Source organism: Streptomyces capparidis (assembly GCF_054782095.1).
Window position 1 is genome coordinate 56,473 of record NZ_BAAGTD010000006.1, and the last position, 22,691, is coordinate 79,163.

Annotated in this window: 19 protein-coding genes and 7 tRNA genes; 12 read left to right on the top strand and 14 right to left on the bottom strand. The window is 74.0% G+C overall.

Annotation, left to right across the window (positions count from 1 at the left end):
• Window positions 1-12: 12 nt before the first annotated feature.
• From ACYVO2_RS07345 to ACYVO2_RS07355, 3 genes are all read left to right on the top strand, one after another.
• Window positions 13-1,635, top strand: a complete 1,623-nt coding sequence (locus ACYVO2_RS07345; protein ID WP_461006794.1) for a metallophosphoesterase — start codon at window positions 13-15, stop codon at window positions 1,633-1,635.
• A gap of 86 nt (window positions 1,636-1,721) precedes the next feature.
• A tRNA-Glu gene (locus ACYVO2_RS07350) sits at window positions 1,722-1,794 on the top strand.
• Between the two features lie 38 nt (window positions 1,795-1,832).
• Window positions 1,833-1,907, top strand: a tRNA-Asp gene (locus tag ACYVO2_RS07355).
• A 36-nt stretch (window positions 1,908-1,943) separates the two neighbouring features.
• Here ACYVO2_RS07355 and ACYVO2_RS07360 read toward each other — a convergent pair.
• Together ACYVO2_RS07360 and ACYVO2_RS07365 are read right to left on the bottom strand one after the other, a co-directional pair.
• The gene (locus ACYVO2_RS07360) at window positions 1,944-3,209 is read right to left on the bottom strand and encodes a HAMP domain-containing sensor histidine kinase (RefSeq protein ID WP_461006795.1); all 1,266 of its coding nucleotides are present in this window, start codon (window positions 3,207-3,209) and stop codon (window positions 1,944-1,946) included.
• 20 nt (window positions 3,210-3,229) lie between these two features.
• On the bottom strand, window positions 3,230-4,015 hold the full coding sequence (locus tag ACYVO2_RS07365; protein WP_461006796.1) for a hypothetical protein: 786 nt from the start codon (window positions 4,013-4,015) through the stop codon (window positions 3,230-3,232).
• Between the two features lie 178 nt (window positions 4,016-4,193).
• Here ACYVO2_RS07365 and ACYVO2_RS07370 point away from each other — a divergent pair.
• From ACYVO2_RS07370 to ACYVO2_RS07380, 3 genes are all read left to right on the top strand, one after another.
• A tRNA-Phe gene (locus ACYVO2_RS07370) sits at window positions 4,194-4,267 on the top strand.
• A gap of 51 nt (window positions 4,268-4,318) precedes the next feature.
• Window positions 4,319-4,393: transfer RNA gene (locus ACYVO2_RS07375), tRNA-Asp, on the top strand.
• 237 nt (window positions 4,394-4,630) lie between these two features.
• Entirely contained in the window at window positions 4,631-4,837 is a 207-nt protein-coding gene (locus tag ACYVO2_RS07380) for a DUF6274 family protein (protein ID WP_461006797.1), read from the top strand.
• Window positions 4,838-5,290: 453 nt separating this feature from the next.
• Here the strand turns inward: ACYVO2_RS07380 and bldC are convergent, their stop codons facing one another.
• The gene (gene bldC / locus ACYVO2_RS07385; RefSeq protein ID WP_003949541.1) at window positions 5,291-5,497 is read right to left on the bottom strand and encodes a developmental transcriptional regulator BldC; all 207 of its coding nucleotides are present in this window, start codon (window positions 5,495-5,497) and stop codon (window positions 5,291-5,293) included.
• Between the two features lie 701 nt (window positions 5,498-6,198).
• Window positions 6,199-7,077 (bottom strand): hypothetical protein, encoded by an 879-nt coding sequence (locus ACYVO2_RS07390; RefSeq protein WP_461006798.1) that lies wholly within the window; start codon window positions 7,075-7,077, stop codon window positions 6,199-6,201.
• Window positions 7,078-7,272: 195 nt separating this feature from the next.
• On the opposite strand from ACYVO2_RS07390, the gene ACYVO2_RS07395 reads away from it, so the two are divergent.
• Both ACYVO2_RS07395 and ACYVO2_RS07400 read left to right on the top strand, forming a co-directional pair.
• A complete protein-coding gene (locus ACYVO2_RS07395) occupies window positions 7,273-8,418 on the top strand; it encodes a Leu/Phe/Val dehydrogenase (RefSeq protein WP_461006799.1) in 1,146 nt (381 codons plus the stop codon).
• A gap of 296 nt (window positions 8,419-8,714) precedes the next feature.
• Window positions 8,715-8,972, top strand: a complete 258-nt coding sequence (locus ACYVO2_RS07400; RefSeq protein WP_461006800.1) for a DUF3073 domain-containing protein — start codon at window positions 8,715-8,717, stop codon at window positions 8,970-8,972.
• 215 nt (window positions 8,973-9,187) lie between these two features.
• Here ACYVO2_RS07400 and purM read toward each other — a convergent pair whose 3' ends face one another.
• From purM to purS, 6 genes are all read right to left on the bottom strand, one after another.
• Window positions 9,188-10,258 carry a phosphoribosylformylglycinamidine cyclo-ligase gene (gene purM, locus ACYVO2_RS07405; RefSeq protein ID WP_461006801.1) on the bottom strand — a complete coding sequence of 357 codons (1,071 nt, stop codon included), beginning with the start codon at window positions 10,256-10,258 and terminating at the stop codon, window positions 9,188-9,190.
• Between the two features lie 82 nt (window positions 10,259-10,340).
• On the bottom strand, window positions 10,341-11,855 hold the full coding sequence (gene purF, locus ACYVO2_RS07410; RefSeq protein WP_461006802.1) for an amidophosphoribosyltransferase: 1,515 nt from the start codon (window positions 11,853-11,855) through the stop codon (window positions 10,341-10,343).
• Window positions 11,856-11,980: 125 nt separating this feature from the next.
• Complete coding sequence (locus ACYVO2_RS07415; RefSeq protein WP_461006803.1) at window positions 11,981-12,769, bottom strand: maleylpyruvate isomerase family mycothiol-dependent enzyme; 789 nt, start codon at window positions 12,767-12,769, stop codon at window positions 11,981-11,983.
• Between the two features lie 70 nt (window positions 12,770-12,839).
• A complete protein-coding gene (gene purL, locus ACYVO2_RS07420; RefSeq protein ID WP_461006804.1) occupies window positions 12,840-15,089 on the bottom strand; it encodes a phosphoribosylformylglycinamidine synthase subunit PurL in 2,250 nt (749 codons plus the stop codon).
• A gap of 82 nt (window positions 15,090-15,171) precedes the next feature.
• Window positions 15,172-15,849 carry a phosphoribosylformylglycinamidine synthase subunit PurQ gene (gene purQ, locus ACYVO2_RS07425; protein ID WP_461006805.1) on the bottom strand — a complete coding sequence of 226 codons (678 nt, stop codon included), beginning with the start codon at window positions 15,847-15,849 and terminating at the stop codon, window positions 15,172-15,174.
• Window positions 15,846-16,097: a phosphoribosylformylglycinamidine synthase subunit PurS gene (gene purS, locus ACYVO2_RS07430; RefSeq protein ID WP_461006806.1), complete on the bottom strand. Its 252-nt coding sequence runs from the start codon at window positions 16,095-16,097 to the stop codon at window positions 15,846-15,848. Before purS ends, purQ begins: the two co-directional genes overlap by 4 nt.
• Window positions 16,098-16,488: 391 nt before the next feature.
• Between purS and ACYVO2_RS07435 the strand changes: the two genes are divergently transcribed.
• The 4 genes from ACYVO2_RS07435 (at window position 16,489) to ACYVO2_RS07450 (ending at window position 17,354) form a co-directional block, all read left to right on the top strand.
• Entirely contained in the window at window positions 16,489-16,806 is a 318-nt protein-coding gene (locus ACYVO2_RS07435) for a histone-like nucleoid-structuring protein Lsr2 (protein ID WP_461006807.1), read from the top strand.
• Window positions 16,807-16,964: 158 nt separating this feature from the next.
• Window positions 16,965-17,036, top strand: a tRNA-Gly gene (locus ACYVO2_RS07440).
• 55 nt (window positions 17,037-17,091) lie between these two features.
• A tRNA-Gly gene (locus ACYVO2_RS07445) sits at window positions 17,092-17,166 on the top strand.
• A 112-nt stretch (window positions 17,167-17,278) separates the two neighbouring features.
• Window positions 17,279-17,354: transfer RNA gene (locus ACYVO2_RS07450), tRNA-Gly, on the top strand.
• Between the two features lie 170 nt (window positions 17,355-17,524).
• Here the strand turns inward: ACYVO2_RS07450 and ACYVO2_RS07455 are convergent.
• The 4 genes from ACYVO2_RS07455 to ACYVO2_RS07470 form a co-directional block, all read right to left on the bottom strand.
• Complete coding sequence (locus tag ACYVO2_RS07455; RefSeq protein WP_461006808.1) at window positions 17,525-18,433, bottom strand: phosphoribosylaminoimidazolesuccinocarboxamide synthase; 909 nt, start codon at window positions 18,431-18,433, stop codon at window positions 17,525-17,527.
• Window positions 18,434-18,604: 171 nt separating this feature from the next.
• On the bottom strand, window positions 18,605-19,156 hold the full coding sequence (locus tag ACYVO2_RS07460; RefSeq protein WP_461006809.1) for a L,D-transpeptidase: 552 nt from the start codon (window positions 19,154-19,156) through the stop codon (window positions 18,605-18,607).
• A 123-nt stretch (window positions 19,157-19,279) separates the two neighbouring features.
• Window positions 19,280-20,803 (bottom strand): N,N-dimethylformamidase beta subunit family domain-containing protein, encoded by a 1,524-nt coding sequence (locus ACYVO2_RS07465; RefSeq protein ID WP_461006810.1) that lies wholly within the window; start codon window positions 20,801-20,803, stop codon window positions 19,280-19,282.
• Window positions 20,804-21,010: 207 nt separating this feature from the next.
• The gene (locus ACYVO2_RS07470) at window positions 21,011-22,654 is read right to left on the bottom strand and encodes a hypothetical protein (protein WP_461006811.1); all 1,644 of its coding nucleotides are present in this window, start codon (window positions 22,652-22,654) and stop codon (window positions 21,011-21,013) included.
• Between the last annotated feature and the right edge of the window lie 37 nt (window positions 22,655-22,691).

Below are 22,691 nucleotides of genomic sequence, written 5' to 3' on the forward strand. Positions count from 1 at the left end.
AGGGGCTCGGCGATGGCCGGTGAACTCCCCGGGCGGATCCGTGCCGTACCGGCACGGGTGCGCCCCGCGCTCGTGTCCCTGCTCGCCCCGCTCGGCCGCGCCCTGCCCGCCGGGCGCGGTCCCGGGCGCGCCGCCCGGCGCGGCGAGGTGCCGCTCGGCCCGCTGGAGGGGGAGCGGCACCCGTACCGCAGGGCGGCCGTGCTGGCCGTGGTGGCGGCGGCCGGGGCGTGGCTGGGGCTGGTCGTGGTGGGCGCGGTGCACGTGCCGGTGGGGCCGGTGGACACCCGGATGTCGCTGCACCCGTCGTGGAGCGGCGGCACGAACATCAACGTCCCGCCGCTGGGCTCGCTCGGCCTGAGCAGCCATCACGGGCCGGTCCGGCTGGACGTGGACGTGCGCAGGCTGGACCCGGTGCGGGCGCAGGCGATCGTGAACCACCCCGAGCGCCTGGAGGGCCTGGAGGACGAGGTCGCGGACGATGTGCGCGCCGGCGCGTTCCGCCTGCTGTGGCGCTCCTCGCTCGCGGTGGCCGCGGGGGCGGTCGCGGTGGGCCTGGTGGTGTACCGCAGGCCGCGCCGGGCGCTGGCGGCGGGGGGCCTGGCCCTGCTGCTGCTCGCGGCGTCGGGGGCGACCGCGTTCGCCACCTTGAACCCCAAGTCGGTGCTGGAGCCGCGCTACTCGGGGCTGCTGCGCAGTGCGCCGTCGGTGGTCGGGGACGCGCGCAGCGTGGTGAGCGACTTCGACGTCTACAGCCAGGAACTGGCCCGGCTGGTGACCAACGTCACCAGGCTGTACGACACCACCACCACGCTGCCCGCCTACAGCCCCGACCCGAGCACGCTGCGGGTGCTGCACGTGTCCGACATCCATCTGAACCCGGCCGCGTGGGAGCTGATCAGGGCCACGGTGGAGGACTACAGCGTGGACGTGATCATCGACACGGGCGACACGATGGACCACGGGACCGAGCCGGAGAACCGCTTCCTCGACCCGGTGGCCGACCTGGGCGCGCCGTACGTGTGGGTGCGCGGCAACCACGACTCCGCGGTCACCCAGGCCTATCTGGAGGGGCTGGAGAACACGCACGTGGTGGACGACGGCCGGGTGGCGGAGGTGGCCGGGCTGCGCGTCGCGGGCGTCGGCGACCCGCAGTTCACCCCGGACCGGTCGGCGGAGGCGGCGGGCGACCCGGCGGAGCGGGCGGCCGGGCGGGAGCTGGCCGGGGCGATCCGCGCGCAGGCGGAGCCGGTGGACATCGCGCTCGCCCACAACCCGGAGGCGGCGAAGGAGACGGACGGCGCGGTGCCGCTGGCCCTGGCCGGCCACACCCACAAGCGCAGCACCGCGGTGCTCGAGGAGGGCACCCGGCTGATGGTGCAGGGCAGCACCGGGGGCGGGGGCCTGCGGGCGGTGGAGGGCGACACGCCGCAGGAGGTGCAGATGTCCGTGCTGTACCTGGACCGGGACACGCACCGCCTCCAGGCGTGGGACGACATCACCCTGGGCGGCCTGGGCCTGACCACCGCCGAGATCACCCGCCACCTGCCGGAGGAGGACCGGCGGGGACGGGAGGAGCCGCCGCCGCCCTCGGGGTCGGGGAGCCCGTCGGGGGCGGGCCGGCCGGGGGCGGGGTGAGGCCACGGGGAAACGGTTTTGGCGATCGTCGCCGCGATCCCATATGCTTCTCACGTCCCCGGCGGTAACAGCCAGGCGGGCCATCAGCCCTCATCGTCTAGTGGCCCAGGACGCCGCCCTTTCAAGGCGGTAGCACGGGTTCGAATCCCGTTGGGGGCACGCAGTACACCTGCGCGGACTTTTCCGGTCTGCGACGAGGTCCTGTGGAGCAGTTAGGAGTGCTCGCCACCCTGTCAAGGTGGAGGCCGCGGGTTCAAATCCCGTCAGGACCGCAGAGAGACTGAGCCCCCCGGCGCGAGCCGGGGGGCTCAGTCGTTGTCCGGGGCGTTGCCCGGCGGCGGCTCCGGCGGGACGCGCCGGGCGGGCAGCTCCAGCGCGGCCACGGCCCCGCCGTCGGGGGCGTTGGCGAACCGCAGCGCGGCGCTGAGGACGTCCGCCTGCCCCGCGGCGATGGTCAGGCCCAGGCCGTGGCCCTTCTTCCCGGAGGCCGTGGACTCGGTGCGGAACCGCTGCGGGCCGACCCTGAGCAGTTCGTCGGGGTAGCCGTCCCCGTGGTCCCGCACGGTGATCAGCGGCCCGTCCACGGTGACCACCACCGGCGGCGCCCCGTGCCGGTGGGCGTTGGTGACGAGGTTGCCGACGATGCGGTCCAGGCGGCGCCGGTCGGTCTCCACCACGGTGTCGCGGACCACCCGGACCTCGGCGTCGAGACCGGTGGCGGCGACGGACTGCTCGACCAGCGGGCCGAGGCGGTGCATGTCCGGGTTGGCGCGCTCCACCCGGGCGTCCAGGCGGGAGATCTCCAGCAGGTCCTCGGTGAGCCGGCGCAGCGCCTGCACCCGGTCGCGCACCAGCTCGGTGGGGCGGCCGGGGGGCAGCAGCTCGGCGGCGGCGTGCAGGCCGGTGAGCGGCGTGCGCAGCTCGTGGGCGACGTCGGCGGTGAACCGCTGCTCGGTCTTGATGCGGCTCTGGAGGGCGGAGGCCATGGAGTCCAGGGCGGCGGCGACGGCGGTCACCTCGTCCCTGCCGCGGCCGGCTCCGCCGCCGTTCCCGCCGACCCTGGCGTCGAGGTCGCCGGCGCTGATGCGGCGGGCCACCTGGGCGGTGCGGTGCAGCCTGCGGCTGATGCGGACGGTGACGGCGAGGCCGGCGAGGGTGGTGACGCCGACGGCGAGCGCGGAGGAGCCGACGATGGCCCGGTCCAGGCTGCGGATGGACTTCTCGGAGCGGGTGTAGTCCACCCGCACGGCCAGCGCCCGCCCGTCGGCCCTGGCCGCCGCCCACATCGTGGGCCTGCCCCGGTAGTCGGCGAGCTTGGTGCCGCGTTCGCCGCGCAGCGCCAGCGCCCGCAGGTCGGCGGGCAGCTCGGGCGGGTCGACGGCGGCCCAGGGGGCGAGCGGGCTGCCGTAGGAGTAGTCGTCCCAGGCGGTGTCCAGGCGGCTGAGCGCCTTGCCGCGGGCGTGCTCGGCCTCCTGGCGGGCGACGGCCTGGTGCACCAGCAGGCTGAGGACGGTGGCGACCAGGCAGCACACGGCGGCGATGGTCAGCGCGGATTTCCAGTACAGGGTGGACATCCACGCGGGCGGGCGCGGCCTCACCCGGTCACCGCCGGGGAGTGCCCGGACGCCTGCGAGGCGCGGGGGTCGGCGCTCATCGCGAGCAGCAGGTTGCCGAGGTACACCATGCCCCTGTCCGGACCTTCCCAGCCGTAGACGGTCACGCTCTCGTAGCCCCGCGCCTCCGCCGGGGCGCGCAGCATCAACTGCTGGTCGGACACCTCCACCACGGAGGAGACCTCGACGGTGGACAGGATCCGGGTCACCCGGCCGTCGCTGAGGGTGTACACGCGCAGCCCGAGCCGCCCGCTCGGCAGGTCCACCCCGACGACCAGCTCCGGGCTGCCGTCGCCGGTGAGGTCGTGGCGCACCGCGGGCCGGACGGGGCACCGCCGCGGGCAGTGGGCGACGCGGTCGGCGGTGACCCGGTCCCAGGCGAGGGCCGCCTCCGGGCCCCGCTGCTCCCCGCCGGGCGGCCCCGGGCGGCCCGGCCCGCCGGGTCCGGAGCCGGAGCGGCCCGCCCCGAGGTCCGCGCGCAGCACGGCGACCGGGTCCATCGCCTCCAGGCCCCGCTGGGTGGTCCTGCCGAGCCCCGGGACGGGCGAGGGGCGGGCGGCGGGCGTGTCCTGCCCCGCTTCGGGCGGCGGGGCGGGCGTGACGTCCGGCCACAGCCGGGTCGGCGCGACCGCCTCGGGGGTCTCCCCCGCGCTGCGCAGTTGCCCCTGCCCGGCGCAGCCCGCCGCCAGCAGCACCGCCGCGGCGGCCAGCACGCCCGCCGCGGCTCGTGCGGGACGCCCGGGGCGGGGGCGGGGGTGCGCTGTCATGGCAGACCAGTAAACCCTGGCGGCCCGCCGCGCGGGCCCGGGCCCCGTTCCGCCTCCGGCGCGCGCCTGTTCCGCACCCGCGCCCCGCGGGCCCGCCCCGTTCGGGCGGAAAAGGCGTGCGGAACCACCGGGGCCCATCCGGTATGCTCTTCTTCAGTGCCCGGGAACAGTGGGCGCTGGCCAGGTAGCTCAGTTGGTACGAGCGTCCGCCTGAAAAGCGGAAGGTCGCCGGTTCGACCCCGGCCCTGGCCACTCGCGTGACTCGGAAGCATCCCCTGGTGGGGGGCAGGGTGCGCGGAGCAAGGTCCTGTGGAGCAGTTTGGAGTGCTCGCCACCCTGTCAAGGTGGAGGCCGCGGGTTCAAATCCCGTCAGGACCGCTCAGGCGGTGGATGTGCCGCCGACGGCTGAGGAAACGGCCCGGATCCCTTGGGATCCGGGCCGTTTCGCGTTTCCCCGGCCCCGCGCGGCCCGGCCCGCGGCGCCCGCCGGGGCGGCGCGTTCCCGCCCGGCACTCTTGACGCGGGGCCCCGGATCCGGGTACCTGTTCACCTGGCGGCGATTGACCGACTACTCTGTGCGACCGCCGCCGGGGCAAGCGGGGGGACGGAGACCACATGGGCTCGGACAGGCATCAGACACGGGCACTGCTGCGGGCGCACCTGTCCGCGGCTGCCCGCGCGGGCCATGCCATGCGCAGTTGCGCGGTGTGCCGCCGTCTCCAGCGTCAGGCGATGCAACTGCCGCCCCTGGGGCCCGGAACGCTCGCGCCGCGCCTTCCCCCGGTGCGCCAACTCCCTTGGCCGGAGGCCGCGGAGGGGTGACGCGCACCGTGAGGAGGAGAGGGAACGGTCCTGCGGACAGTGTGACCGGCATCACGAAATAAATGAGAAAACGATGGGAAGGCGGACCCTACTCTTCGGTCGCCAATTTTATATGTGAAATTGCACTGGGGGTCAGAGGGCTCCGGGAAGCGGAACGCCGGGCCCCCGCGGCCGGCTCCCGGCCTCCGCCCGGCGCCTCGCCGACGCGCCCACGGCGGGCCGCCGGCACCGGCCGGACAGGCCGCGCGGCGCCCCCGACAGACGTACGCGGCCACCTGGGGCCGCGCCCCGGGAACGCGCGCACAACACGACGAGGGGCCGCATCGGATCCGGCGGAATCCGATGCGACCCCTCGTCAAAAACCCTGATGGGGACAGCCCCAGTTGGGTACTGGGGGCCCTGCGGGGACAGTCGCGCGAGGTTTGGGGGACCTCACGCCCCGCCCCGGGGTCGTCAGGCCTCGCTGCGCTGCTGCGGGATGCCCGCGAGCAGAGCGCGGACCTCCGCCTCGCGGTAGCGGCGGTGCCCGCCAAGCGTGCGGATCGACGTGAGCTTGCCCGCCTTTGCCCAGCGCGTGACCGTCTTCGGGTCGACGCGGAACATGGTGGCGACCTCAGCCGGGGTCAGCAGCGGCTCGGCATCAGGGGTGCGAGCGGTCATGAGCGGCCTCCTCGGGAGAACCGAACCAACACGGTTCTTTCCTTCAAATTCTGCACCTTGACCCGCGATGCCCGAAATGGCGCACGCGAGCCGAGTCGGTAATAGGACGAACGGCTTGTCCTCGGCACTACAACTACACCATCTGTCCAGCCCCGTCGGCCAAACCGACGGAATTGACCCCTCAGGTGCTCAACCTCGGCGGATCCCGATGGACCGGGCCATAACGGACAGTCACTCAGGAGTAACGATCAGTCACAGCTTGCCCAGAGTCCCCCACCCTCTCGCGAGGCGCCAAAGCGGTCAATCCACTCGAAAGTGAGCAGAAGCCCCAGCAGCGAGGTTGCTTGTCCTACTTTGACACATGTGAGCCGGGCGCAACCAGAGGCGATGAACGTGCTCTCCGTCACGCTTAGGGGTGCTATACCCGGATCGGGACCAACGTCCCTCTCCTCCGCACCCGTCCGGCACGTCCCACGGCGCGTCCGCGCCCCTCGCGCCCCTCCCGGGCACCGCGGGGCCTCCCCTGGCGCTCCGGAACGCCTCCGTGCGCCTCCACGCGCCTGTGCGCCCGCGCGCCCGGCCTGCCCGCGCTCAGCGCCTCCCACGCCCCATGTCCCGGCGTCCCGGCGCCTGAACACCCGAGCGCCTGAGCCTTGAGCCTTGAGCAACTGAGCACTTGAGCGCCCGAGCGCCCCCGCGCCTCAGCTCGCGCACTCCAGCGCCCGCACCCCGCGCCAGCGTTCGGTGAGCCGCTCGTACGCCTCCCCCGCGCGCTCCCCGTCGCCCTCCTTGAGCGCCGCGAGCCCCTCGGCCACGTCCGCGGCGGACCGGTCCTCCGCCAGCGCGCCCTCGGGGATCACGTGCACCAGGCCGCCGTAGTCCAGCTCCACCATCGACCGCGGGTGGAAGTCCTCCAGCCACCGGCCCACTTCGAGCAGCCCCTCGGCGAGCCGGCCCTCCTCCATCGCCTCCCGCAGCGTCTTCAGCCCCCGCGCCACCCGCCGCCGCGCCTGCACCATCGGGGTGCGGTAGCGCAGCACCGGGCCCGAGAGCCGCTTCTCCGGCCCCTCGGGGCCCTCCCCGCCCGGCTCGTAGCAGCCCGGCGCGAACTCCCGCTCCTCGTCCGCGAAGAGCACGAACCAGCGCACCGGCACATGCCAGGTGCTGCTCCTGATCCACGGCCGCACATCCGGGTTGCGCTCGCGCCAGCGCTCGAAGTCCGCCTCGGCCTGCCCGCGCACCACCGGCGGCAGCACGGCGTCCAGCAGCGGCGCGGGCAGGTCCCGCTTGACCTCCTCCAGGGCCAGCCACGAGCGCAGCCGGGTGCGCCACGGGCTCACCAGCGTCACACCGTCCACGACCGCCACATGAGCCTCGCGGCTCTCGTGCACCGGCACCGGGACCGGCGGGACGGGCACCAGGTCGGCCAGGGCCTGCCGCAGCTCCTGCTGCTCCGACGGCGCCTGCCCCTTGTCGGCGTAGGCCTGCCAGTGGGAGCGCTCGGGTTCGGGGAACGCCGCCAACGGCTCGTAGACACGCAGGTAGGCGTTGTACGGCACCACGACCGGCGACTGCGCCACGCGTTCACCCTCCCGGGGCATCAACAGTGCTGGCCGTCACATGGTCGCACGCGGATCCGCGCACCTGGCAGGGGTACCGGGCACTCATCTGCCGCACTTCGAGCGGTACGGGGGCCACCAGGTTCTACGCTGTCGGCATCCGGGCCCGGCCCCTCGCAACGGGCCGGCACTCAACCGCACACGGGAGTCACCACAGTGACCGACGTACGTCAGGGCGACAGCGTCGTCGCCCGGCTGTTCAGCTCCGCGGAGTTCGGCGGCCACGAGCAGGTCGTTCTCTGCCAGGACCACACCAGCGGCCTGCGGGCCGTCATCGCCATCCACTCCACCGCCCTCGGCCCCGCCCTCGGCGGCACCCGGTTCCACGCCTACGCCACCGAGGACGAGGCGCTCGAGGACGCCCTCAACCTCGCCCGCGGGATGTCCTACAAGAACGCCATGGCCGGCCTCGACCACGGCGGCGGGAAGGCCGTGATCATCGGCGATCCCGACACGGACAAGAGCGAGCAGTTGCTGCTCGCCTACGGCCGATTCGTGGCCTCCCTCGGCGGGCGCTACTACACCGCCTGCGACGTGGGCACCTACGTCGCCGACATGGACGTCGTCTCCCGCGAGTGCCCGTGGACCACCGGGCGCTCCCCGGAGCAGGGCGGCGCCGGCGACTCCTCGGTGCTGACCGCGTTCGGCGTCTTCCAGGGCATGCGGGCCAGCGCCCGGGCCCGCTGGGGGCAGCCGACGCTGCGCGGGCGCCGGGTCGGCGTCGCCGGGGTCGGCAAGGTCGGCCACCTGCTGGTGGACCACCTGCTGGAGGACGGCGCGCAGGTCGTCGTCACCGATGTGCGGCCCGACGCCGTGCGCCGGGTGCTCCAGCGGCACCCGGGCGTGGAGGCCGTCGAGAGCACCGAGCGGCTCATCGCCGCCGACCTGGACGTGTACGCGCCGTGCGCGCTCGGCGGCGCCCTGGGCGACACCACCGTCCCCCTGCTGACCGCCTCGGTCGTGTGCGGAGCCGCCAACAACCAGCTCGCACACCCCGGTGTCGAGAAGGACCTCGCCGACCGCGGGATCCTCTACGCGCCGGACTACGTGGTCAACTCGGGCGGGGTGATCCAGGTCGCGGACGAGGTCCACGGCTTCGACTTCGAGCGGGCCAAGGCCAAGGCGACCGGGATCTACGACACCACGCTGGCGATCTTCGCCAGGGCCGAGGCCGACGGCGTTCCGCCCGCGGTCGCCGCCGACCGCATCGCCGAGCAGCGCATGGCGGAGGCGGCCGCGCGCAAGCGGGCCGCGGCCGACGAGCGGGCGCGCGCCGCGGCGACGGGTGACGACCGGGTGTGATCGGTCATTCGCCGTACGGGATCGCGGCGGGCCCGGATGAGCCCATTGGGCTGATCGTGGACAGGCCCGACCGCGGTCTCCGCCGGTAGACCGTAAAATCGGCCGTGACCAGCGAGGACGGGGTCACGCACGGCACCCGCCGCCCGGCACGTGGTGCGGGCGGCGTACCGTACGGCCTCGGAAGCAGGTACCGTTGGTGGCCTACGGACCGGTCTTTCCTTCGAGGGACCGTTCCAGATCATGAACGCGTGTCAAGACTCGGGGCCGTCGAGCCCCGTCGTTGAGGGGGTCGAGCCATGGGGCGCGGCCGGGCCAAGGCCAAGCAGACGAAGGTCGCCCGCCAGCTGAAGTACAACAGCGGCGGGACAGACCTGGCACGCCTGGCCGAAGAGCTGGGCGCATCGACATCGCAGACGGTGAAGAAGCACCACAACGATCCGTTGCATGACGATGACGAGCTGGACGACGACCCGTACGCGGCGTACGCGGCGTACTACGAAGACGACGACGAGGACGGGGACGGCGAGTCCGGGCCAACCCGCCGGGGCGCCTGAGCCCCGAGGGATCGTCGCTCGAGGACCCGGTCCTGGGGAGCTTCCCTTGGGCCGGGTCTCGTCGTGCCGCGCACTCCGCCTCCGGGCGGGGTGTGACGCACGCGACAGCCGGGGCCGGGGCGACGGCGATCGCCGTGCTCTCCCCTGCTGCGGTGGGCGGTGTTGCCAACATCACTCTCGTCGAATCTGCTGCCGTCAAGGACCGTCCTCGGCCGTTACCGGGCGTACGTCCCGTGGAGGGCCGCGGCCTCGGGCTGGTCGGCGGACCGCTCCACCACCTCGCCCAGCACCCACGCCGGGACGTTGCGCGAGGCGAGCAGCGCCAGGCTCGCGTCCACCGACGCGGGGGGCACCACGGCGACCATGCCCACGCCCATGTTCAGGGTCCGCTCCAGCTCGGTCGTCTCCACCCCGCCGAGCCCGCCGACGACGGTGAACACCGGCGGCGGGGTCCAGGTGCCGCGGTCCAGCCGGGCGGCCAGCCCTTCCGGGATCACCCGGGCCAGGTTCGCCGCCAGGCCGCCGCCGGTGACGTGCGCGAACGCGTGCACCTCGGTGGCCCGGGCGAGCGCCAGGCAGTCCAGGGAGTAGATGCGGGTGGGCTCCAGCAGCTCCTCGCCGAGGGTGCGCCCGAACTCGGGCACGTCCCGGTCCAGCGCCCAGCCGGCCCGGTCGAAGAACACGTGCCGCACCAGCGAGTAGCCGTTGGAGTGCAGCCCGGAGGCGGCCATGGCGATCACGGTGTCCCCGGCCCGCACCCGGTCCGCGCCGAGCACCGCGTCGGCCTCCACCACGCCCGTGCCGGCGCCCGCCACGTCGTACTCGTCCGGGCCGAGCAGCCCGGGGTGCTCCGCCGTCTCCCCGCCGACCAGGGCGCAGCCCGCCAGCACGCAGGCCTCGGCGATGCCCTTGACGACGGCGGCGACGCGCTCGGGGCGCACCTTGCCGGTGGCGATGTAGTCGGTCATGAACAGCGGCTCGGCGCCGCACACCACCAGGTCGTCCACGACCATGCCGACCAGGTCGTGGCCGATGGTGTCGTGCTTGTCCATCCGCTGCGCGACGGCGACCTTGGTGCCGACGCCGTCGGTGGCGGTGGCCAGCAGCGGCCGGGTGTAGCCCTTGAGCGCGGAGGCGTCGAACAGCCCCGCGAAGCCGCCGAGGCCGCCGACGACCTCGGGGCGGGTCGCCTTGGCGACCCAGCGCTTCATCAGCTCGACGGCGCGGTCTCCGGCCTCGATGTCCACGCCCGCGGCGGCGTAGGTGGAACCGGTGGTCTCTGACACGGGAAGGAGCTCTTTTCGGGGATGCGGAGGAAGGACGCGGGTGAGATCGGTCACCGGCGACGGGTGGGAGTGCCGGGCCGGATCAGGAGCGGGGGGCCGCGCCGACGCCGCCGGGGGCCGTCGCCTCCGGCTCCAGCAGGTGCTTGCCGAGCAGCTCCGGGTCGGGCAGCTCCATCGGGTACTCGCCGTCGAAGCAGGCGCGGCACAGGTCGGGCTTGGCGATGGTGGTCGCCTCGATCATGCCGTCGATGGAGATGTACGCCAGGGAGTCCGCGCCGAGCGAGGCGGCGATCTCGTCGACCGACATCTCGTTGGCGATCAGCTCGGCCCGGGTGGCGAAGTCGATGCCGAAGAAGCACGGCCACTTGATCGGCGGCGAGGAGATGCGCACGTGCACCTCCGCCGCGCCGGCCTCGCGGAGCATCCGGACCAGGGCGCGCTGGGTGTTGCCGCGGACGATGGAGTCGTCCACCACGACCAGGCGCTTGCCCCGGATGACCTCCTTCAGCGGGTTGAGCTTCAGGCGGATGCCGAGCTGGCGGATGGTCTGGCTGGGCTGGATGAACGTCCGGCCGACGTAGGAGTTCTTCACCAGGCCGGCGCCGTAGGGGATGCCGCTGGCCTCCGCGTAGCCGACCGCGGCCGGGGTGCCGGACTCCGGGGTCGGTATCACCAGGTCCGCCTCGGCCGGGGCCTCCTTGGCCAGGCGGCGGCCCATCTCGACGCGGGACAGGTGCACATTGCGGCCCGCGATGTCGCTGTCCGGGCGGGCCAGGTAGACGTACTCGAAGACGCAGCCCTTGGGCCGGGCCGGGGCGAACCGGGTGAACCGCGGCCCGTCGCCGTCGATCGCCACCAGCTCCCCGGGCTCGATCTCCCGGACGAAGGTGGCGCCGACGATGTCCAGGGCCGCCGTCTCGGAGGAGACCACCCAGCCGCGCTCCAGGCGGCCGAGGACCAGCGGGCGGACGCCCTGCGGGTCGCGGGCGGCGTACAGGGTGTGCTCGTCCATGAAGACCAGCGAGAACGCGCCCTTGACCTGCGGCAGGACCCGCGCCGCGGCCTGCTCGACGGGCAGCGGGCCGCCGTCCTCGCCGCTCTGCCCCGCGAGCAGGGCGGTGACCAGGTCGGTGTCGTTGGTGGCGGCGACCTGGGTGGCCCGGCCGTCCCGGCGCGGCAGGTCGGCGACCAGCTCGGCGAGTTCGACGGTGTTGACCAGGTTGCCGTTGTGGCCGAGCGCGATCGAGCCGTTCGCGGTGGCGCGGAACGTCGGCTGGGCGTTCTCCCACACCGAGGCGCCGGTGGTGGAGTAGCGGGTGTGGCCGATGGCCAGGTGCCCGCTCAGGGAGCCGAGGGAGGTCTCGTCGAAGACCTGGGAGACCAGGCCCATGTCCTTGAAGACCAGGATCTGGGAGCCGTTGCTCACCGCGATGCCCGCGGACTCCTGTCCGCGGTGCTGCAACGCGTAAAGCCCGAAGTAGGTGAGTTTGGCGACCTCTTCTCCCGGGGCCCAGACACCGAAGACGCCGCACGCGTCCTGGGGGCCCTTCTCACCGGGGAGGAGATCGTGATTGAGGAGTCCATCGCCACGAGGCACGTCATCGAGTCTAGGGCAGGTCCGCCGCGTCAATCGAACAGGGGACTCCGCAGTCGGCCGTGATGGCCGTCTCAGACCGCTCTGACCTGCGGTTTCCCGGATCCGAGCCGGATACGGACCGGTCGTCAGCCCAGCAGGGGCAGCAGCGCGGTCAGGTCCGAGCGCTCCCCGCTCGCCGTGAGCGCCGCCTCGTCGTGCGCCTCCGCCCAGGTGACCCGGCCGGTGGCCAGGCGGATCCAGGTGAGCGGGTCCGTCTCGACGACGTTCGGCGGGGTGCCCCGGGTGTGCCTCGGGCCCGCCACGCACTGCACCACCGCGTACGGCGGCACCCGCAGCTCCACCGAGCCGCCGGGGGCCTTCGCGGCGAGGGCGTCGGCGAGCAGGCGGACGACGGAGCCGAGCGCCCACCGCTCCAGGGGGACGTCCACGCCGGTGGCCGCCGCCAGGTCGTCGGCGTGCACCACCATCTCCACCAGGCGGGTCACCGCGAAGTCGGCGGCGGTCATGGTGCCGGGCCGGACCGCGACGGCGCGGGCGGGCAGGGGCTCGGCGACGGCCGCCTCCAGGGCCCGCACGGCCGCGTCCAGGAGGGCGGCCGCGTCCGGTGTCCGCGCGGCGGTGGCGCGGGTGTCGTCGTCCAGGCGGCCGGCCAGGGCGGCGGTGGCGCCGACCCAGCGGACCAGGGGGAGGTCGGGGGCCTGCGCCGGGGGGTCGTCGGCGAGGACGCGGGGCAGGGCTTGCAGTTGCCGGGCCAGGTGGACCACCAGCTCGTGGACGGTCCAGTCGCCGAGCCGGGTGGGCCGGGCCCAGTCCTCCGGCTTCAGGTCGCGCACCGCGCCGCGCAGGGACCAGGCCTGCTCCAGCAGGGCGCCGCGGACGCGGTCCGGGTCGTAGGTGCGGGCACGCTGCGGCATGCGGGTGAGCGTACAACGGCCCGCGCCCCCGGTGAGCCGGGGACGCGGGCCGCCGCGCGCCTTCGGGCGCCTACGCCAGCAGCGCCGGGATGGTCGCCTCGCGCGCCTCGCGCAGCTCGGCCAGCGGGATGGCGAACTGGCCCTGCACGTCCAGGCAGTCGCCGTCCACCACGCCGATCCTGGTGACCGGCAGGTCCCGGGCCCGGCACATGTCGGTGAACCGCAGCTCCTCGCCGCGCGGCACCGCCACCACCGCCCGGGCCGTGGACTCGCTGAACAGGGCCACGAACGGGTCGAGGCCCTCGGGCAGCACGATCCGCGCACCCCGGCCGCCGTGCAGGCAGCTCTCCACCAGGGCCTGCACCAGACCGCCGTCCGACAGGTCGTGCGCGGCGTTCAGCATGCCGTCGCGCGAACCGGCGATCAGCACCTCGGCCAGCAGCCTCTCCCGGCCCAGGTCCACGGCGGGCGGCCGGCCGCCGAGGTGGCCGTGGGCGACCTCGGACCAGGCGGAGCCGCCCAGCTCCTCCCGGGTTTCCCCGAGCAGGAAGAGCAGGTCACCCTCCTCGCGGAACCCGGTCGGGGTGCGGCGGGTGACGTCGTCGATCACGCCGAGCACGCCCACCACCGGGGTGGGGTGGATCGCCACGTCCCCGGTCTGGTTGTAGAAGGAGACGTTGCCGCCGGTCACCGGGGTGCCCAGCTCCTGGCAGGCGTCGGCCAGGCCCCGGCACGCCTCGGCGAACTGCCACATCGCGCCCGGGTCCTCCGGGGAGCCGAAGTTCAGGCAGTCGGTGACGGCCAGCGGCCGCGCGCCGGACGCAGCCACGTTGCGGTACGCCTCCGCCAGGGCCAACTGGGCGCCCGTGTACGGGTCGAGCTTGGCGTAGCGGCCGTTGCCGTCGGTGGCCAGGGCGATGCCCAGGCCCGTCTCCTCGTCGATCCGGATCATGCCGGAGTCCTCGGGCTGGGCCAGGACCGTGTTGCCGAGCACGTAGCGGTCGTACTGGTCGGTGACCCACGCCTTGGACGCCTGGTTCGGCGAGGCGACCAGGGCCAGCACGGCGGCGCGCAGCTCGCCGGCCGTGCCGGGGCGGCGCAGCTTCGCCGGGTCGTCGGCCTGGAGGGCGTCCTGCCAGCTCGGGCGCTCGTACGGCCGCTGGTAGACCGGGCCCTCGTGGGCGACGGTGCGCGGCGGCACGTCCACGATCTGCTCGCCGTGCCAGAAGATCTCCAGGCGGTCGCCGTCGGTCACCTCGCCGATGACCGTGGCGATGACGTCCCACTTCTCGCAGATCTCCAGGAAGCGGGCCACCTTGTCCGGCTCGACCACCGCGCACATGCGCTCCTGCGACTCGCTCATGAGGATCTCCTCGGGCGAGAGCGTGGCGTCGCGCAGCGGAACGGTGTCGAGCTCGACGCGCATGCCGCCGGACCCGGCGGAGGCGAGCTCGCTGGTGGCGCAGGACAGACCGGCGCCGCCGAGGTCCTGGATGCCGACGACCAGCTTCTCCTTGAAGATCTCCAGGGTGCACTCGATGAGGAGCTTCTCCTGGAAGGGGTCGCCGACCTGGACGGCGGGGCGCTTGGCCGGCTTCGAGTCGTCGAAGGTCTCCGACGCCAGCACGGACACGCCGCCGATGCCGTCGCCGCCGGTGCGGGCGCCGTAGAGGATCACCTTGTTGCCGGTGCCCGACGCCTTGGCGAGGTGGATGTCCTCGTGCCGCATCACACCGACGCACAGCGCGTTGACCAGCGGGTTGCCCTGGTAGCAGGGGTCGAAGACGACCTCGCCGCCGATGTTGGGCAGGCCCAGGCAGTTGCCGTAGCCGCCGATGCCCGCGACGACGCCGGACAGCACGCGCCGGGTGTCGGGGTGGTCGGCGGCGCCGAAGCGCAGCGGGTCCATCACCGCGACCGGGCGGGCGCCCATGGCGAGGATGTCCCGGACGATGCCGCCGACGCCGGTGGCCGCGCCCTGGTACGGCTCGACGTACGACGGATGGTTGTGCGACTCGACCTTGAAGGTGACGGCGTAGCCCTGGCCGACGTCCACCACGCCGGCGTTCTCGCCGATGCCCACCAGCAGGGCGTCGCTGGCCGGGGCCTTCTCGCCGAACTGCCGCAGATGGACCTTGCTGGACTTGTAGGAGCAGTGCTCGGACCACATCACCGAGTACATGGCCAGCTCGGCGCCGGTCGGGCGGCGGCCCAGGATCTCGCGGATGCGGTCGTACTCGTCCCGCTTCAGCCCGAGCTCGGCCCAGGGCTGCGGGGTGTCGGGCGTCTGTTCCGCGTGCTTGACGGTGTCCAATGTCACGCTCGTTCGCTCCTTCGCGCGACCATGGTGGTGCGGCTCTGCGGGGGGCTCAGTCGATCACTCGCCGTTCCGGCGTCGAGGGTCATGCGTTCACCAGGCGCTTCAGGATCGAGGTGAAGAAGCCGAGGCCGTCCGTGGTCGGGCCGGTCAGCGGCTCGACGGCGTGCTCGGGGTGCGGCATGAGGCCGACCACGTTCCCGGCCTCGTTGCTGATGCCGGCGATGTCGCGGCGCGACCCGTTGGGGTTGACCTCGAGGTAGCGGGCGACGACGCGGCCCTCGGACTCCAGCATGTCCAGGGTGCGCTCGTCGGCGACATAGCCGCCCTCGCCGTTCTTCAGCGGGACGACGATCTCCTGGCCCTCGCTGTAGTCGCAGGTCCAGGCGGTGTCGGTGCTCTCGATGCGCAGCCGCTGGTCGCGGCAGACGAAGTGCAGGTGGTCGTTGCGGGTCAGCGCGCCGGGCAGCAGGTGGGACTCGCACAGCACCTGGAAGCCGTTGCAGACGCCGAGGACCGGCAGGCCCTCCCTGGCCCCGGCGACGATGGTCTCCATGACCGGGGAGAACCGGGCGATGGCGCCCGCCCGCAGGTAGTCCCCGTAGGAGAAGCCGCCGGGCAGCACCACGCCGTCGACCTGGTGCAGGTCCTTGTCCCGGTGCCACAGGGCGACCGGCTCCGCGCCCGCGAGCCGGATGGCGCGCTGCGCGTCCCGGTCGTCGAGCGAACCGGGAAAGGTGACCACTCCGATACGCGCGGTCACGACTGGACCCTCACGGCGAAGTCCTCGATCACGGTGTTGGCGAGGAAGGTCTCCGCCATCTCGCGGATACGGGCGAGAGCCGCGTCATCGACCGGGCCCTCCACCTCGAGTTCGAAACGCTTCCCCTGGCGGACACTGGAGATTCCTTCGAAGCCCAGGCGCGGCAGCGCGCGCTGCACCGCCTGGCCCTGGGGGTCGAGAATCTCCGGCTTGAGCATGACGTCGACGACGACGCGTGCCACTGGCACTCCCGGTGGTGTGGTGCGTGAAGCAGGTGTCCCCAGCGTACCGGGCGGGTCCCGGGGGCCTTCGGGCGCTGGGCGGGCTCTCGGCGGCCCCCGGCCGAGGGCGCGCGGCGGGCCGGGCGCACTTCCCTCCGCCACTCCGGTTGATCACGGTTGGGCATCACCGTGCCCGGGCCGGTGCCACCCTCTGTAGAAAACGGCCGGATAAAAGTAATGTTTGGCCTTGATGAGACAAGGCCGGCCGCGAAATGCGCCGGTATATGTCCGTGCTGGACAATGGAAAACGCAGGAACCGACGACGGCCGGTCACTCGACGGCAAACCTCGTCACCGCGCGTACCGGTGGCCTTTCGGGTGGTTTCGGCATTGACAAGGCAGAAAAGGACCGACATCCCATGGCTCAGCGCGTAGTGGTCACCCTCTTCGACGACATCGACGGCGGAGAAGCGGACGAAACCGTGTCGTTCGGCCTCGACGGGAAGACCTACGAGATCGACCTGTCGGCTGCCAACGCGGACAAGCTGCGCCAGGCCCTCGCCCCGTTCGTCGACGCCGGGCGGCGGCGCAGCCGCTCGGGCAAGGCGTTCCGCACCACCGCCGTCGCCCCCGACCCCGCGGCCGTGCGCGCCTGGGCCCGGTCCCGCGGGATGGACGTGCCGCCGCGCGGGCGCATCCCCAAGAAGGTCTACGAGGCGTTCGCCGAGGCCGGCTGACCGCCGCGGGGCGCCGGGCGCGGGCGCCGTCCGCGCGCCCGGCCAACCCCTCGGGCGCGGGCCGGACTTGGTCGATTGGACAGGCTCCCCGGGTGATCCGCTATGGTTCAACCACGCGCCGGGGAGCCGGGCCGAAAGGCCAGGTGAACCGGGGTCCCGCGGGTGTAGCTCAGTAGTAGAGCGCCCCCTTTCCAAGGGGGAGGCGCAGTGTGCGATCCCTGTCACCCGCTCTGTAGGACAACGCTCCGGGAAGCCGGGCCGCAAGGCCCGGTGGACCGGGGTCCTGCGGGTGTAGCTCAGTAGCAGAGCGCCCTCTTTCCAAGAGGGAGGCGCAGTGTGCGATTCCTGTCACCCGCTCCACGCACTCACCGCGGCCCCTGCGGCCCGGCAAGTGCCTGGACCACTCTCCGGGATCCGGTAGAGTAGTCCTCGCAGCGAGCGGCGCCGAGAGGATGCCGATCGAGGCGACCATGCGGACGTGGCTCAGTTGGTAGAGCATCACCTTGCCAAGGTGAGGGTCGCGGGTTCGAATCCCGTCGTCCGCTCCAAGGAAGATCGGACAAGCCCTGTCGTGCGATGAGCACGGCGGGGCTTTCTGTTGCTCGTGGAACCGTCGGGGCCTCCGGTGTGACGAACGCCATGTGCGGCCGCGGGCTGGCCCCTCGCCGGTTCGGGAGGGGCCGGCCCGCGGTGCGGACCGGGGCGGCGGGTGCCGCGCTCAGGACCAGGTGGTGCCGGTCAGGCGCTCGTACACCTCGGCGTACCTGGCCCTGGTGCGCTCGACGACCTCGTCGGGCAGCGGGGGCGGCGGCTGGTCGGCGGCGCGGTCCCAGCCGGACGCGGGCGAGGTCAGCCAGTCGCGCACGATCTGCTTGTCGAACGACGGCTGCGACCGGCCCGGACGCCACTCCTCGGCGGGCCAGAAGCGGGACGAGTCGGGGGTGAGCACCTCGTCCGCGAGGACCAGCTCGTCCTCCTTGCCGGGCAGGACGCCGAACTCGAACTTGGTGTCGGCCAGGATGATGCCCCGGTCCCGGGCCAGGTCCCGGCCCCGCCCGTAGACGGCGAGGCTGGCCTGGCGCAACTGCGCCGCGGTCTCCGCGCCGACCCGGCGGGCCACCTCCTCGTAGGAGACGGCCTCGTCGTGCTCCCCCACCTCGGCCTTGGTGGTGGGGGTGAAGATCGGCGCGGGCAGCTCCGAGCCGTCGGCCAGGCCCTCGGGGAGCGCGAGGCCGCACACGGTGCGGTGCTCCAGGTACTCGGCGAGCCCCGAGCCGGTGAGGTAGCCGCGGGCGATGCACTCCACGGGGAGCATCCTCAGCGGGCGGCACACCATGGTGCGGCCCGCCCACTCCGCGGGCGCGCCGGGCGGCGGCTCGGCGGACACCACGTGGTGCGGGACCAGGTCGGCGAGCTGGTCGAACCACCACAGGGACAACTGGGTGAGGATGCGCCCCTTGTCGGGGATGACCGTGGGAAGCACCCAGTCGTACGCGGACATGCGGTCGGAGGCGACCATGACGATGTCGCCCGCCTCGTTCTGGTAGAGGTCGCGCACCTTGCCCGTGTGCAGGTGCACCAGACCGGGGACCTGCACAGGTTCGGGTTTTTCGACAAATCCGGACATGGGTCCTCCCCGCTCGTCTCGGCCGCTACCGATTCTCCACCACCGCGCGGGGACGGGCGTCCTCAGGGCGGCGGGCGCGCACCAGTTCGGCCGGTGCGGGCGCCTGCCGCGCCCACTTGGCGCGACGACCGGGGCAGCGCCTGTGACCTGGCCGGACGTCAGAGGGGAAGATCAGGGGACCACGATGACGGGCGTGCCGATCGTGGCGAAATCCCATAGCTTCTCGCCGTCGCTCCGGCGCATCCGGACGCCGCCGGTCTCCTTTCCCTCCACCGGTTTGGGTGACGAGCCGTCGAGCGCCGCCGAAAAGGCCACCGCGGTATTGCCCACGGCGCTGAAATAGATCACGTGCTCGATCGGGACGCCGTCGGTGCCGACCGTGTCCGGCAGCAGCCGGCTCACCCGGTGCAGTCCCACGATCGGGTCCACCGATCCGGGCCACACCGCGAAGGTGGCGACGCTCTTCTCCCGGGCGTTGACGATCCATACCCGGTTCAGCTTCAGGGAATAGACTATTCGCTTTCCCTCGCCCGAATTCGCAGGCAGCGCAGGGGACTTGGGGGTCTTGGACTTGCTCGGGGAGGCGCTCGTGGACGGCTGCCCGCCGTCCCGCGACGCGTCCGTGGTGGCGCCGTTGGCCTGGATCGCGAGCACGGACACAGCGACGAGGGCCGACGCGACGAGACCTGTCACAGCGACCCTGGAGGGGATCTGTCGGGCCATGGGGGTGGCTACTCCTCGTTGTGTCACCGGTCGTGGGCACCGGTTCGCTCTCACCGGACATCGCGGTCACCGGACATCGCGTTCACCGGCATGGTCGGCGGGCCCCGGGGGGCCTCGCGCTGTTCAGCGTATCGGCCGCTCGCCCGTGCAGACGCGGTCGAGCAGGTTGGCGGTTGCCCGCTGGACCCGGGGGTCGGCGCGGCCGGGGCGGTCCAGGGCGGGGGACCACAGGCGGGTGCCCGAGGCGAACACGAAGGCGCCGCTCGGCGCGCGGTACAGCGACGTCTCCTGGTGGCGGCGGGTGCCCCGGCCGTCGCGGTACGGCGAGTGGGCCAGCAGGATGCGGGTGGTGTACGTCGGCAGGCCGGTGCGGGGGAAGTAGCGGTCGGCCTCGCCGCCGACCAGGCCGGGCAGCAGGTCGCCCTCCCCGGCGCCGGTGGCCTTCCACAGCCAGTGGTCGGCGTTGCGCACCACCAGCGGGGCGGGCTCGGGCACCGGGCCCGCGTGCTGGATGCCGAGCAGCAGTTGCTCCGGCTCGCCCGCCTCCCGCCACAGCGCGCCCCGGCCGCGCCGGTCGCCGCGGCGGCGGTGGCAGCTCAGCAGCCTGTCCGGCTCCCCCGACGGGGAGGGGGCCAGCTCGGCCTGCCAGTACAGGGCGCCCGCGGACAGGAACACCAGGGAGGTGCCGCGGTCCCGGGCCCGCTCCACGGCGCGGCGCATCGGCACCGTCCAGTACTCGTCGTGGCCGGGGAAGACCACGCCCCGGTAGCGGGCCGGATCGACCAGGCCCGCGTGCAGGTCCCTGGCCTCGGCGTAGGCCAGCTCGTAGCCGAAGCGGTCGGCCCAGCGGACCACGTCGTACACATGGGCGGCCAGCGGCGGCAGGCCGGACCCGGCGTACGGGCGGTCGAAGGACACGGTGAACGGGCCCTGCCGCTCCGGCGGGCGGCCGTCCTGCGGCGGGCGGGCCGCCTCGGGCCAAGACCGGCACAGGGCGGCGCCGGTGCGCCCGTCCTCCGGGAAGGTGTTGCGGGCCTGCCAGGTCAGGTCGGGCAGCACCAGCAGCAGCTCGGCCGGCCGCGGGACCGCCTCCTCCCGCGGCGCCGCGGGCAGCTCGCGGACGGTGAAGGGGATGTGGTTGAGGTGGCCGTCGGCCCTGGTCAGCACCGCGACATAGGCGCCGGGGCACCAGGAGGGCGGGACCCGCAGCCGCCAGGACCGCCACCAGTGGTGGCAGGAGACGGTGCGCCCGGCGACGAGCGGCGGCGGCTGCGTCATGCCGGGCAGCCACGGGCCCGCGGTGACGTGCCGCGCCCCGGCGCCGCCGTAGTGGCCCATGCGGTAGACGTCGATGCGGAACTCCTGCGGCGGGTCCACCGTGACGCGGAAGTCCAGCGTCTCGCCGGGGGCGACGGCGCTGCGGGAGACGAAGCCCTTGATCTGCCGGCGGACGTCGTCGGCGACGCGGAACGGGCCCACGGGGCCGGGCTCGCCCGGCAGGCCGTCCCCGTCGAGCCAGGGCAGGGGGCCGAGCTCGGCGAGCTCGCGCGGCACGGCGGGCCGGCGCGCCGGCGGCACGGCCGACCGCGCCCGGCCCCAGCGCCCCCCCGTGCCCGCCGCCCGCCGTGCCGGTCCTGCGGTGCCCATCGAGGTGCCCTCCCCACTCACCCGACTGATCGGGGACAGCACATCACACTGGGCGTTGATTTGATAACTCAGAGTTCAAGCCTGTGGAAAACCGACGGGTTTCGGGGTGGGCGCGGGTGAGGGAATGGGCGGGGGTGAGGGATGGGGCGCGGACGGGGAGCGGGGCCGGTGAGGAGCCGGGGCCGCGTGGCCGGGGCGCCGGGTGGTTCAGGCCAGGCGGACGGGCTTCTCCAGCGGCACCCCGGCGTCGGCCAGCCAGGAGCGCAGGGGGCCGGCGTCGCCGTTCTCCACCAGGCGGATCACCGGCCAGACGAAGTCGGCGCGGCGCACCCCGTCGAACAGCAGCGCGGGCCCGTCCAGCCAGTCCAGGCCGGGGCGGGCGCCCGCGGTGTCCACGGCGGCGCAGCAGACCATGGCCGTCACATGCTCGACCAGCAGGTCGCGGGCGGTGCGCGAGGGCTGGAGGTGGTAGACGAGGGCGGAGGTGCCCTCCTCGTCCGGCGGGGCGGCGCCGGCGCGGTCCTCCCGGGCGAGGACGGCCATCAGGCGGGCGGCCAGCTCCTCTCCCCCGCCGCGGGCCAGGCGGTCCAGTATCCGGGCGACCGTGGCCCCGGCGTCGTAGGGCCGCGCGGACAGCTCGTCGAGCACCCGGTGCAGCCGGGCGGCGCCGGTGCGCCAGATGCGGTCCACCACCCGCTGCGGGTAGGCGTCCCAGGCGACGGGCGACCAGGTGGGGCCGGGGCGGGCGGGGCCGCCGTGGAAGATGCGGGCCGCCAGCAGGGACGCGGCCTCGTCCACCGCGCCGGGCTCCTCCAGCAGGTCGCAGGCCGGGCGCTCGCCGAGCCGGCTCTCGAAGCCCTCGGCGAGCCGGTCGCGGCGGGACAGCTCGGTGAGGGCGGAGACCACCCCGGCGTTCAGCCGGGACGGCCAGCGGCCGATGCGCCAGGCGGGCAGCGCCACCCGGGTCAGCAGCCGGTCCCACCCCGCGTAGGCGAGGCCCACCTGCTCCTGGGCCACGATCCGCAGGCCGTAGTCCACCGACTGCGCGTGCTCCGACGCCCAGGCGGCGACCGCGCGCTCCATCTCCGCGGCGTGCCCCCGGCAGGCGCGCAGCAGCAGCCGGGCGATGACGCGCAGCAGGGCCAGGGAGGGGCGGCGCAGCGGTGCCGTCCAGGGGCGGCCCCGCGCGGACGGGGCGCCGATGGCGGCGGCCGCGTCCAGGCCGCGGACGAACCGGCGGGCCGCGGCGATGTCGGCGTCGGCCGTCGGGCCCGTGCCCGCGACGACGGGGGCGAGCAGCGCGCGCAGCTCGGCCACGCGCATCCACCACAGGAACGGGGAGCCGATGACCAGCACGGGCGCCGGCGGCGGCGGGCGCAGCGCCGTGCGCAGCGCGGTGAGCGAGCGGGTGCGTATGGAGGGGCGCGCGCCGGGCGGGCCCGGGGTGCGCCGGGGCGGGGGCGGCACCTCCAGCCAACTGTCGCAGTCCGGGGTGAGGGCTATCGCCGAGGGCGCGGGCACCCGCAGGCGGTCGGCGAGCTCGCGGACCAGCCGGTACAGCTCGGGTGCCGCCTCCTCCGCGACCGGGACGGCCGGGGACTGCGCGGGCCGCGCCCTGGCCAGTACGGCGGCCACGGCGCCCGCGAGCAGCAGCACCACCACGGCGCACACCACGGCCGCCCAGCGCAGCGCCGTCCAGTTGCCGCCGTGGGAGGCGCCGATGCGCCCGGTGGCCCCGCCGACGAGGAGGACGACCGCGAACGCGGAGGGGAGCAGGGCGATCGCGAGCGCCGTGCCGCGGACGCGCAGCACGGCCAGAGCGCGCGCACGCGCCGCCTCGACACCGGCCATGACCCTGATCACCCCCAACGGACGATGGAGCGGGCCC